Here is a 12,844-nt window from a genome sequence, read left to right on the forward strand (position 1 = left end):
ATAAAATTTAATTAAGTTGTAAAATAATGAATTAAATTAAATAGCTAGGTGGTCCGCGTTGGTATGCAGTGCTAAAAGGTCTGTTTAGATTGGTGCTCTTATAAAAAGAATCTACGACATTAGGAAGTGGTTGAAGCGACCTAAAGGTAATAGTATTAACGTGAGAGTCTACGTCAAAATCGAGGTTTGCTTGGTCAGGAATATCACAAGCAATAAAGTGATTAGATAGTTTAGCGTTATCAAGGTTTACGTCAGTGTTGCTGGCATGCAGCGTCAAACTTACACTCATTAAAAGTGCAAACAATACGGCATTACTAAATATGCGCTGTACTATGTTTGACATAACCACGACCTTAATTAACTGCTTTCAAATTAAACAAATCAACTTGAATAATTCAGTTATAGCTTATTGCTTTAATTTACACAATCAAAAGTTAACATGATCTGAATCAAAACTTTTTATTTCTTTTTTTGGTAATCGATACTGTTTACATACCACTGCTTTTTACCCTGAGGAGTAGGTACTTCAAAATCGTCGTCCACTTGTTTTTTTATCAGCGCCCGCGCCATAGGTGAGTCTATTGATATGTAATCTTTACGGTCGTAAATTTCATCAGGACCTACAATTCTGAATTTTTTAACTTCACCTTCTTCGTTTTCAATTTCGACCCACGCACCAAAAAACACTTTTCCATCTTGCACGGGAGAGTAATCGATGATTTTTAAATCAGGTATGCGTTTGCGTAAATAGCGTACCCGACGGTCAATTTGGCGTAGCAAACGCTTGTTATATTGATATTAGTACTACTGTGTTTCGCATACTAATTATCATTAAGTAAGTAATATAATTTGCTAAATCAATATAAATACTCTAAACCTAGTTATCTTAGTGTCACTAACTATATACTTAATAGTACAACTTATTGGATTAGTATTTTGGCTTATATTCTAAAACGGCGTGTCGATTATAAAGCAAATCAATCTGTCTTGGCTGTTAGCTTGCCAGTACTCATAACAGATAAAGGTATATTAGTTTCACATCTTAGATTTCTTTATACAAAACGTAATAAATCTCAGTCTTGGCTTGAACGAAATGTGTTTGCGGTTGAGCAACTGCTTAAGTTTATGAATGCTCATTCAAGTACATTCACATCAGCAACTGAGCTATTACGTTCGTTTGTTGACGTTCTTTGCTTTGGCTCAATAGATGATTCTCAGAATGATCCCTCGAATTTGTATTGGTCCCCGCGAAAGGTTGAAGATGTTAATGTGTTATTGAGTCATATTAATTGTTATTGTGACTATCTTGATGAAATCTATGGATATGATCTTCCTAACCTAAACCCATTAAGAAAAGCTACTAGAGCTGAAGAACGAATGCGCTGGTGTGCTTATTATAAACGTGAATCGAATTGCTTTTTAAATCATCTGAGTAACCCATCTAAAAATAGATTCGAAATGATACGAAGCATTCAAGGGCCAATGAATCATTTACTATCTATTGAGTCTGTAAATCGATTTCCAGAAGAGCACTTTCAGCGCTTCTTGAAGTATGGGTTTCTTAATCATCGAACACGAGAAGTTGATTTTGGCTGCGTCTTAATAGTTATGTTAATGCATTATGGTGGACTAAGATTATCTGAATGCTTTCACATATATATTCGAGATATTACTATTGATGTTAAAAATAGTACGGCAATTTTTTCTGTTTTTCACCCAAGCGATGGAGCTAGTCCAGAGCTAGGTTTCTCCAATCGACGCGAGTATCTAAATACTCGCTTTCGACAAAAACCACGCAATGAATATCAACGCTCTCATAGGCTTTATTCAGGATGGAAGCAGCCTCTATTAACGAATAAAAATCTTTCTTTCGATGTCATGATATTTCCAAATAACAAGGCTAAAGAACTGGCTTGGTTACTGGAACAATATCTAGCAGTAAGAATTACTGGAAATCATCCATACCTTTTCACTAACTCAAATGGAGACCCTGAATCTAAAAAGAACTTTATCCAAAAGTACAAACGTGGAGTCGAGCGAATTGGACTTGATGCTGGAAAGTGCTTCGGTACTAGCCCACATTCTCATCGGCATTCTTATGGATATAGTTTAAACCAAGCAGGCTTCAATCAGCTAGAGATACAAAAAGCTATGCACCATAAAAGTAATTTCAGTTGTTTGGTTTATTTGAAACCTAATGATACCGATATTCGTAATATAATGAGAAAGAATGATATATGAAAAAGTACTTTTATCCAGAATACGCACTAGCCAAAAAACATGCACAATTGCTTGGTGTAAAAACCTCCAAAGAATATAAACTAAGATATAAAGAAGATCCGCTGCTATTTAATACGCCCAATAAAATCTATAAAAATGAATGGGAAGGTTGGGAGAGCTTTCTTGGCACAAAAAAAGAATTTTACGCTACATTATCTGATGCTAAAAAAGCAATACAAGCACTAGGCGTTACTACAAGGCGAGAGTATAAGAGGCAATATAAATCAGACCCTTTACTAATTAGTGCACCAAATATTTACTATGAAGATGACTGGAAAGGTTGGAGAGATTTTTTTGATACTAATCAAAACTTTTATAGCTCTATTGATCTCGCGGAAAAAGCAGTGAGTGTATTGGGTATCACGACAAGTACTCAATATATGGCACAATATAAACAAGACCCACAGTTGCCATCGGTCCCAGGAATAACTTATTCAAGCGAATGGAAAGGGTGGAAATCTTTTTTAGGTAAGGAAAAAGAAGTATATACTTCGTATAGCTTAGCTCAAAAAGCTGTTATAGATCTTGGAATTAAGACCCAAAAAGCCTACATTTCGTGTCGTAGGAATGATCCCCTACTACCTTTCTCCCCTGACAAGGTGTTTTTTAAAGAGTGGGAGGGTTGGCAGCATTTTTTAAATACATTTGATGAATCCTACTTTGATTTAAGCTCTGCAAAAAAAGCAGTTATATCTTTAGGGATTCAATCTAGTAGTGAATATGTTAAACGCTATAAAGAAGACCCCAGGCTACCAGCGAAACCAACTAGAAAATATAAAGATGAATGGCCTGGCTGGTTTAGTTTTCTAGGAAAAGATATAAAATTTTATGAGAGCTATGAGCTTGCTCAAAAAGCTGCTCTAAAACTAGGTATAACTTCGGTAACTGAATACCGTGAGAACTATCACAACGATCCAATGCTTCCTAGTATGCCTAATAAAAAGTATGCCAAAAGTTGGCGTGGTTGGCCCCACTTTTTAAATAAGACTTACAAATTTTATACTTCTTACGCAGATGCTAAGAGCGCCACTCAAGCATTAGGAATTAAATCTAGCGTCGAATATAAGAAACGTTTTAAAGAAGATTTTCAACTACCATCACAACCAGATAATGTATATGAAGAAGACTGGATAAACTGGGGGGATTTTTTAGGTAAAAAGCTTATACAGTTTTATCTGACATATGAGGAAGCTAAAGTTGCTGTAAAAAAACTAGGGGCCACCACATTAGTTCAATACAAACAAAAACGTTTAGATGATCCAAAACTCCCATCTTGTCCAGACCAAGTTTACTTAAAAGACTGGCTTGGCTGGAAAATTTTTTTAAATACTCCAAAGAAAGAAAAATATTTAACTCTTATTGAAGCTATGCAAGCCACGCAGGCAATGAATATCACTTCCCTGAAAGAGTACAAAAGTAAATATCACTTAGATCCTAACTTACCAGCAAAGCCCGATGGAAAATATTGCAAAGAATGGATTAATTGGCATACTTTTCTAGGAAAATCGCCTAAATTTCATAGCTATGACGAGGCACAGCAGTCAGCTATTAAATTAGGTATCAAAACAGCTGCTGAATATCGAGAAAACTATAAAAAAGACTTGAAGTTACCATCAGTTCCACGACAAATCTATACCCATAGATGGGAGTCTTGGCAAGACTTTCTTAAAGTAGCGAGCAAGTTTTATCCCACTTATACAGAAGCTCATAATGCAGCGAAAGCACTAAAAGTATCCTCTTTGCTAGAATACAAGGCCAGATATAAAGAAGATCCACGTTTAGCTGTAAAACCTTTTGCTTTATACGCAGATGATTGGATAAATTGGATAGAGTTTCTTGGATTGAAAAAGAAAAGTTTTAAGTCTTATGAAGATGCTAAGAAAATTATCCAAACTTTAAATATTATTAGTTTTGCCGATTATAAAAACTGTCCTTTAGCTGATTTGTACTTACCTAAGAATCCTGACAGCTATTACTCTGCTAGTTGGACAAATTGGAAAGATTTTGTCTTACCTGAAATCGTTGATAACTTAGAAATACTCAAAAAAGCATGCAAAATACTTAATATTAGTAACTCGAAGCAGTATCGGGAGGTACAAAAAAAATATAAACAATTACCTTCCAAGCCAGATAAAAAGTTTGAAGATTGGGTTGATTGGTATGATTTATTAAATATCCCCCGGCCATATTCATATGAAGAACTACGTTTAATAGTATTAAAATATAAATGTAAGACTTTAAAAGATTATAAAGATATGCGCACCAAACTACATGATCCGCGAATTCCTTCGTCGCCAGAAGAGACTTATAAAACATGTGGCTGGACAAACGCATATAATTTTCTTGGAACAAATAGACCATATCAAATTAAATATTTTGATCCAAAATGGAAATTTTGGGCAGATTTCATAGTTGAATTTTTGAAATCTGCTAAAGCTGGTGATACAAAGGTCAAAGATTTATGTGAGTTTGTTCGTGAATATATTGAACCTAACAATTATGAAGTATCCCCTTTAGAATTCCTTATAAGAGAAAAAACTAATATACAACCAATGTTAGATTTATTTGAAGAGGAATCTGTTTTACGTAAGAAAAAGTGGTTATTTTCAGTTAATGAGTTTTTAAATTGGACTATTGTTAACTTTTTAACTGTTGAAGACCCTGAAACGGGAGAAATTTCTAGAATTAAAGGAGCAAGAAACCCCTTTGCCCGAATTAACTTTGATGATGAAATAGCACCAGTTTTACTCAATGAAACAAATAAATTAGCTTTGCCTTATCAGTTTGTAAAAAGTGCTAGAGAGTGGATATTTCCTCCTAATGAGATTCAAAATAAGACTAACTATTCAGATCTCAAACACCTCCACAGAACCTCAGCAGATTGGATTCAAATCAATGACCTATCCCTTATTGACACTACAGATCCTGATTGTATTATCAGGCAGGAAGGAGATAAAACATTCCTTTGGCTGCCAATATACTGGACTTATACATATGCATTAATGCAGTTACCTGCAAGAGGAAGACAAATTGTTTATTGTGACTCGGGTGAGGCAGATGCAGAAGTGCCGGATATAAAAAATGGATCAATTATCTGGAAACCAAATCGGAATAAGTTAACGGGTCTAACAAAACAACAAGGTATGATAAACAAAACCAAAGATAATGACTTTGGTGTCCATTATACTTCGAATAAAACTCACTTTAGTGGTGAAGGTTATACCATAGCATTTATGCCAATCGAATTAGCTTATTGGCTCATTAAGTTGAGAAAGTGGCAAGAAAAGTATAACCCCATTTCAAAACCAACAAAGTGGTTTGATTGTAGGCGAACTAATTTAAATGAGGTACAGAGAAAACAAAAAGGGATTAATTGTTTTTTGTTCAGAGGTTATCAAAATGAAGAGCCTGGTTTGTTTGGCTCTCGTTTAGCAAGCCGCCTTGCAGCAGCACTATTTTTTGCTTCGAAAGACCAACTCACTTCTGCAACTTATGCTGGAAAAAGTTTCAAAGAATGTCATCTTCAACTTGAGCAGCAAGAGGGCATTGCTCTTAGCTTATTTAAATCTGAATATACTCCTCACTCTATGCGTGTGAGTTTAATTAATGCATACGTTTATGAGTTTGGTATGCCACTCGAAGTCATCATGAAGCTAGTTGGCCACTCATCTGTTGTGATGTCGATTTACTACTTAAAAAGTGATAAAACGGGAGCTAATATTCGCGAAAAACTGAAACTTGGTGAGAAACAAGCCTTAAGCAATGGGTCGGATACTTTAAAAAGCTTTATTGAATCCCAACGAATTGAAGAATGTAAAAAGCAATTACTTGGAAACAACCCTGAATTTCTGCAGACTTTAAACAATAGTAGACCTGCTTCTAGCTATCTGTTTAAAGACTTTGGAATCTGCCCTGTTGGCGGTGCGTTCTGTAGAGAAGGCGGTGATGCAGTTGCGACAAAGGCAAATATATATCACCCTGTGAATGCAGGTTACCTAGGTGAACAAAATTGTATTCAATGCAGGTTTTTTGTCACAGGTCCAGCTTTTATGATGGGTCTTTCAGCACTTTTTAATGAGGTTAGTCTAGCCGTTAACACTCAATCATATCGCTTTACAAGCTTAGAAGAAGAGCTAAATAATGCAGCTAGTAGAGTAGATGTTATTTCACATGAGTTGTATAAACAAAAAAATCAGCAATTAGAAGATGAAAAGCAACAACTTCAAGCTCTCAGACGCAAATTAAATTCGGAAATTGAAACTAGAGCTAAAAAGTTAGATTTATATATGGCTGATATGAACTCGCTTCATAAGCACCTGACTAATTGTCAAAAGGTAATAAATAACGATAAGCAACAAGGGGATTCAAAGCTTCAGCTAATAGTACCTAATGAGTTTGAAATTAGCTTTGAACTCGATGATGTTAGCAGTTTTCAGCAACTTTCAGAAGTATGTGAGAATGCTGAACTTTATCATAGCTGTAGTGATGAACTAGCAGTTACACGGAGAAGCCAGGCTCTTGATAGGATGTTGCTGAACAATGGAATGAATCCTCAATTTATCTTTCTAACAGAGAAGCAGCAGCTTGCGGTTGGCAACCAAATGACACAGCTTATGCTGTCAAGACTTCAAAGCTGGGAGAAGCTTGATAAGCTAATAAACGGTACTTTAGCTTTAAACGACTTTTTAGAAAAAGAAAGGTTGACCTTGATGGATATTAAATCATTATTCGCAAGTTCAACACCACTAAAACAGGTAGATTAACATGACTGAATTATCGCCTAAAACAGTACATGAACAACTTAAAAAGCAAACATCTTCACGTGTCCAAAGCTCATTAGATGCAATTTTTCAAGTCTGTACAGAACAAAAAGAACGCGGCTTAAATGAATTTGGTTACTCTATTATTGCACGTCTTGGCAAAGGTCGTGGTGTTCCAGCAGCTCAAAGTATACGTAACAAGACAGGAGAACCATACCGAACCTTGATAGCGAGTTTTGCAAACTCAAGCTTACAACCTGATAAGTCAACTATTAGTTTAAATAAAGGAAAAAGCTTCACTTGGATAGAAAAATTAAAAGACCCTGTAGTTAGGCTGCAAGCTAACATTCTCTACTCTCAAAAATTAGCAGCTGAAAAATTAGTAAAGGAGATCGTACCGATTGATCAAGTCATAGAATTTTATGACGGTGGGTCGTCTTCGTCACCAAACTTAAAATTGACTGACTTAGAAAGAGAAGCTCTTGAATACCTCATATCTAAAGAGTTTATGCGCCGAGCAGGTTTGGAAGTGGGGCCAAACGGTAGTATATTATCAAGTAATGATAAAGATAATTTTCTCCCGGTTGCAACTTTAGATGCTGTTAAAAAAGCATTGCAGTATTTGTAATAGTGGGATGGGGCAAACTAATTGTATACCGATCTAATAACGCGTGAAGGATTAGACAAGCTAAATAAAGAGCTTAATTATCTTTGGCGCGACTACAGACCTGAAATAACAAAAAAAGTAGCTTGGGCTGCTAGCCTTGGCGATCGTTCAGATAATGCCGATTATAAAGAAAATAAAAGATTACTTAGACAGATAGATTCTCGAATTAGGTTCCTTAGAAAGCGCATCGAAGCCGTCAAAGTTATTGACTACTCTCCTCAGCAAGCCGGCAAGGTTTTCTTTGGGGCATGGGTAGAGATTGAAAATGATGATGGTGAAACAAAAGCTTTTCGCATAGTTGGCCCTGATGAGATCTATGGTCGTAACGATTACATTTCTATTGACTCTCCTATGGCCAGAGCGATGCTAAAAAAGGAAGTTGATGATGAGTTTCAAGTGAAAACGCCAGTTGGGGTAAAAGAGTGGTTTATTAATAAAATTGAGTATAAGTAAAGAGCTAGTGCAGCTTATGCTATAAAGAGAGTGCTTATATTCCTGCATTACCGCTGAACTTTAGTCATCAAAATCTCCTCTGGAATATAGCTGTTAGTCTGCTTTGAGCGAATAGCGGACGGTCAGGAAAAACTCGTTTTTGGACAGAATGAGTCAACGACTTTTCTAAATTAGCAAAAGATAGATTAATTCAAGTATGGCAAAATCCGCTCGGCAAAAGGTATGAACTGCCCCCAATTAATTCACTAAGTTAAAGATTTAGATCAGATGATTCATAACCTCAAGAAACAGCACAAAGCCTGTGCTGTTTAATTTTATTATGCTCAATTAGTTGTATTGCCCGATATGAATAAGCTACATAATCTCTGGCAAAGGTGGTTTTTCTTTACCTATACGAGCCTTGAAGTTATGAATATCCGTTTCGAAATTTTTGTCTTCTGTTTTTAGAGCAAATTTTAACATACCATCTGTAAATCTAGTTAGGTTCAAATGATTTGATATGCGCTCATGCTTGAGGATTTTTCCATAAAGTAAGTTATGATCTATATAATCAATAGATATAACAGAAACATAATCATTGTATTTTAGGTATCTTGCATTAATTCTTTGCCTATGTGCAAATTGAATCCTACAATAATCTCTTAATATCAACCCACAACTTTCAATTAATTTAGATGAATCGCCAAGCTCATATTTTTGAGCAGAGTTTAATATTTTATCAAAATGATATGACAATGATAAGAAATCTTCCTTACTGAAGTATTTTAATGCATCACTTATTAAAAATTTGTAGTTCTTCTCTTGATTGTCAATTACGTCATTTAGTAAGTTATTTAGCATTTCCTCGTCAAAATTTAAAGTATATGTTTCACTATAAAGTTCTTTAAGAAATTCAATAAAATCCTTATATTCTAGTTGGAAGTCTAGGTTAGGGTTATCTATAAAGTCCAATTCTACTGGGTATGTTTCTGTAGGAACTTGCAGTTTCTTTTTGTTTATAGAATTTAAGTTATATTCAAGATATGCTTCACGTCTAATCGGTGATGTTGAAAGTGTTAGAATGAATTTGTAAGATAGCTCTGAGTCGTTTAGATAAGTGACAATCAAAATGACTGTAGACATAATTTTCTTTTTTAGCAATTGATCAAAGTTGGTGTGCGTCACCATGTTATCAAGCACATTACAAATGGTTTTAATTAGTCTTTCTTTCTGATTGCTACAAAGAAGATAATACATACCATCGACTATATTTTGTACTATTTGAAAAGAGTTGTGAAAGCTCTCGTCTCCGAAAATTAAATCCAGCGCGGTTGAATATGCACCAGATGTTATTTCTGGATAATATTTTAATATAGTGTGGTCATTAATATACTCGTATAGTCTATCATTATCTTTATCATCTAACCTCATCGATGAAAGCTCTTTCCTTCTAGACTTAATCCACTCACCAGCTTTGATTTTTTCATTTATTTTTGTTCGTCTTTTAAAAATCATTGGTGTGTAATCTGGAAGATAATCAGGAGAAATTTTCTCTCCGAAAACTGAAATTTTCATTTCGTTTTGTAAATCATAATTATCTTCAAAATACTCAGTGGACTGAGATATTATAAATCCTATATTATCATAGTGAGAGAAAGGTTTTCCCACGTTACCACTATTTGGTTGAGTCCATGCAGGGAAGGCTGATTTAATTTCCGTTCCTTTGAACTGAATAACTATTTTCATAGTTTTCATTGGTTCATCATTATTGATGTAACCTATGATCTGACCATTACTTCGTTGAGTTATATCTTCATTCTCTAATGCCTCATCAATTGCCTCGATGACAGCATTTCTATCAAAATGCTTAGGGAAAAGAGTTTTCCATAGGTAGCCAGATTTATAATAATCGTCTGGATACATTGTTATTTTAGCTGCTTTACCCGAAAATAAGTCTCTGGGTAGCCTTAACGTGATAACTCCATTGCTAAGCTCTCTAGCGTAATACCAGTATTTGTGAATGTTACTGTTGAAAAAGTGTAAGTGAGAAAGTTCTTTGTTATAATTATTTCTAAAGGTGTTCCATCCGCTACAGGAATGTAAACCACCTCTCAGCACAGTCATATTGTCATCACCTTGCTGAGTTCTTACTACAAAGTTACCTTCATAGACATGCGTGACAGCCTCTTCGCTAAGTCTTAGTTTTTTACCATCTGACTGTATATATTCTTTAATAATTTTCATATTTCAATAAACTTTTGTTAAACACTTGAGATATGATTTGTTAATTGTAATCTTTACTATGAATACTGTTAGGGAGATATACTTACGAATCATATAGTTAGTTGAACCAGAGGAAATTGATGCTTCACCTCCTCCAGTACACTGTGTTGCATAAGGAAAAGTAAGTCAATTGATGCTGAGGAGTAGCTAGTAGAAAAATGTCGAAACTCACAATGAGGTATAAACGAGTTAGTACCAATGACCGCTCATGGCACGTTCCTGAAGCCTGCTGTGAGCGAAAACCGGCCAGTCAAGAATTATGATGCATTAAGTCAAAATTTTACCCTTTTGGCTTTTAGCCTGAATAGTAAATTCACTTGGGCAGTATTGGTTTATTGAATTGAACTAAGTGTCTATTTTAGCTTTACAGTTTAAATTTACCCTCAAGATGCTATGAATTTGTGAGGTTACCTTTTCATGGTCAAAAATTTAACCACATGATGGTATTGCTGTATGCTAAACGATAGTTAGTTGACCACTACAATCCTGTAAGTCAATAGTATCTGTTGGAGACCTTATGAATATTATAAAAGAAGAAACTTTATGATACAGCTCAGTGAACTTAGGCCATCTGGGAAGCAGCGTGTTTATGATATTTTAACCGCATTAGAGTTTGATATGGCTGATTGGAGTGAATCACTTACCAATAAAGAGCGTAGCCCGTCGTCAAATCCAAAATATTGCTATAATTGGTCTTTTGTTCGTGATGATAAAAAAGTCATTGTTCTCTTTTTGTGGTATGAAGAAATGCGAATTATCAACGGGAGAATCTATCAAGAGCATAGCCCCCTGTGTCAGGATAGTTGTCGCCTCTAACTTTTAATAGAGGCAGATAAAATGAGACGTCGATTTACACAAGAATTTAAAGTTCACGCTGTTGAAAAAGCATTATCTCAATGTGATGATGTTCGCCTAGAAGATATTGCGCTAGATTTAGGCATCGGTTATTCAACCTTGCAACGATGGATCGCGCTTGCTAAAAACCATGAACTTGAAACTAAAAATAATGGTAGTCACATGACAACAGAAAAACGCCCTCATGACTGGAGCTTAGAAGAAAGGCTTAACGCCATTATTGAATGTGCGAGTTTAGATGAAGCAGCTCTTAATGAATATTGCCGTGCTAAGGGGCTTTACCCGCATCATATTAAACAATGGAAGCAAGATTTTGCTAAAGGGCCTTCAACGAAGCCCGTAAAATCAGACAGTAAACAGCTCAAACAAGAAATTAAGCAGCTTCAAAAAGAGCTTAATCGTAAAGACAAAGCGTTAGCAGAAACAGCCGCCTTACTCGTACTCAAAAAAAAAGCAGATGCGCTTTGGGGTTTCAACGAGGACGATTAACCAGCTCAACTGAGCGTCATGAATTGATAAAGCTCATTACCGACGCGCAGAAATCAGGGGCAAGGCAAGAAAAAGCATGTGAGTTACTTGGTCTAACGGCAAGAACAATTCAACGCTGGATTGAAGCTGATGATATGACAGATAAGCGAACAAGTACGATAAAGCGACCACCTAACAGGCTAACTGAATTAGAGCAACAGCGTATAATTAAGACGGTTAATTCAATAGAATATGGGCATTTACCACCCAGCAAGATAGTCCCTAAACTATTGGATAAAGATGTGTGGATAGCATCAGAAAGCTCGTTTTATCGCGTTATGAAATCGCATAAATTATTAACACACAGAGAAAAAGTTAAACCAAATAAAAAGATAAAAAAGCCAAAAGCACTCAGGGCAACACGTGTAAACGAAATTTATACATGGGATATCACGTATTTGCCAACAGCTGTTAAAGGTCAGTTTTTATACTTATATTTAGTGATGGATATTTATAGTCGAAAAATAGTTGGTTGGCAGGTTCATGACACACAACTAAGCACACTGGCGGCTGATTTAATGGTAGATATTTGCAGGCGAGAGCAGGTAAAGCCTGAGCAAGTCACGCTGCACTCGGATAATGGCAGTCCAATGAAAGGGGCAACGTTATTAGCGACATTGCAGGAGTTAGGTATTGTTCCTTCATTTAGCCGACCGTCTGTGAGTAATGATAATCCTTATTCTGAATCGCTATTTAAGACGTTAAAGTATCGCCCGGAATACCCTGAGAAAGCCTTTGAAAGCATGGGTAGCGCAAGAAAGTGGGTTAGCGGATTTGTTGATTGGTACAACGATGAGCACTTGCACAGCGGTATTAAATTTGTCACGCCAAACCAGCGTCATTTAGGATTAGATAAAGCGATACTAGCGAAACGTCATCAGGTAAATGGGATGGCGAAATTACAGAATCCAAGTCGTTGGTCAGGAAAGTCTCGAGATTGGACGATGATCAATGAAGTAAATTTAAATCCAGAGAAAAAAGAAGCAATGCGGGCGGCATAAAATTTAATTTGATGCGACAACTAACTTGAAAAACTCCG

General features: G+C 35.7%; 8 protein-coding genes and 1 pseudogene. 6 read left to right on the forward strand and 3 right to left on the reverse strand.

What is annotated here, in order from left to right; translation table 11 throughout:
• Positions 1–31: 31 nt before the first annotated feature.
• Together L656_RS0113925 and L656_RS01000000122305 are read right to left on the reverse strand one after the other, a co-directional pair.
• Complete coding sequence (locus L656_RS0113925; protein WP_024599664.1) at positions 32–343, reverse strand: hypothetical protein; 312 nt, start codon at positions 341–343, stop codon at positions 32–34.
• A 116-nt stretch (positions 344–459) separates the two neighbouring features.
• Positions 460–798: pseudogene (locus tag L656_RS01000000122305) on the reverse strand (GreA/GreB family elongation factor); the annotation flags it as partial.
• Positions 799–936: 138 nt separating this feature from the next.
• Here L656_RS01000000122305 and gmtY point away from each other — a divergent pair.
• Genes gmtY through greB form a run of 4 tightly spaced genes read left to right on the forward strand, consistent with a single transcriptional unit; the run spans position 937 to position 8,160 of the window.
• Positions 937–2,241, forward strand: a complete 1,305-nt coding sequence (gene gmtY / locus L656_RS0113935) for a gamma-mobile-trio recombinase GmtY (protein WP_016900090.1) — start codon at positions 937–939, stop codon at positions 2,239–2,241.
• The gene (gmtZ, locus tag L656_RS0113940; RefSeq protein WP_024599666.1) at positions 2,238–7,043 is read left to right on the forward strand and encodes a gamma-mobile-trio integrase GmtZ; all 4,806 of its coding nucleotides are present in this window, start codon (positions 2,238–2,240) and stop codon (positions 7,041–7,043) included. The genes gmtY and gmtZ overlap by 4 nt, the downstream gene beginning before the upstream one ends.
• A gap of 1 nt (position 7,044) precedes the next feature.
• On the forward strand, positions 7,045–7,668 hold the full coding sequence (gene gmtX, locus L656_RS0113945) for a gamma-mobile-trio protein GmtX (RefSeq protein WP_013466106.1): 624 nt from the start codon (positions 7,045–7,047) through the stop codon (positions 7,666–7,668).
• A gap of 21 nt (positions 7,669–7,689) precedes the next feature.
• Positions 7,690–8,160: a transcription elongation factor GreB gene (greB, locus tag L656_RS0113950; protein ID WP_013466105.1), complete on the forward strand. Its 471-nt coding sequence runs from the start codon at positions 7,690–7,692 to the stop codon at positions 8,158–8,160.
• 354 nt (positions 8,161–8,514) lie between these two features.
• Here the strand turns inward: greB and L656_RS0113955 are convergent, their stop codons facing one another.
• On the reverse strand, positions 8,515–10,383 hold the full coding sequence (locus L656_RS0113955) for a hypothetical protein (protein ID WP_010554775.1): 1,869 nt from the start codon (positions 10,381–10,383) through the stop codon (positions 8,515–8,517).
• 582 nt (positions 10,384–10,965) lie between these two features.
• On the opposite strand from L656_RS0113955, the gene L656_RS0113960 reads away from it, so the two are divergent.
• Entirely contained in the window at positions 10,966–11,238 is a 273-nt protein-coding gene (locus L656_RS0113960) for a hypothetical protein (protein WP_024599667.1), read from the forward strand.
• A gap of 21 nt (positions 11,239–11,259) precedes the next feature.
• Positions 11,260–12,806 (forward strand): IS3 family transposase gene (locus tag L656_RS0113970; protein WP_139016066.1). Its coding sequence is split into 2 segments (ribosomal slippage): positions 11,260–11,719 and positions 11,719–12,806, totalling 1,548 coding nucleotides; the frame shifts between segments, so codons are not numbered across the junction.
• The last annotated feature ends 38 nt before the right edge of the window (positions 12,807–12,844 follow it).

The organism is Pseudoalteromonas sp. TAE56, from assembly GCF_000497955.1.
In the GTDB taxonomy this organism is placed as follows: domain Bacteria; phylum Pseudomonadota; class Gammaproteobacteria; order Enterobacterales; family Alteromonadaceae; genus Pseudoalteromonas.

Coding starts and splice junctions, on each gene's coding strand:
- L656_RS0113925 (WP_024599664.1), bottom strand. CDS start 343: ATGTCAAACATAGTACAGCGCATATTTAGTAATGCCGTATTGTTTGCA.
- L656_RS0113955 (WP_010554775.1), bottom strand. CDS start 10,383: ATGAAAATTATTAAAGAATATATACAGTCAGATGGTAAAAAACTAAGA.
- gmtZ (WP_024599666.1), top strand. CDS start 2,238: ATGAAAAAGTACTTTTATCCAGAATACGCACTAGCCAAAAAACATGCA.
- gmtX (WP_013466106.1), top strand. CDS start 7,045: ATGACTGAATTATCGCCTAAAACAGTACATGAACAACTTAAAAAGCAA.
- L656_RS0113960 (WP_024599667.1), top strand. CDS start 10,966: ATGATACAGCTCAGTGAACTTAGGCCATCTGGGAAGCAGCGTGTTTAT.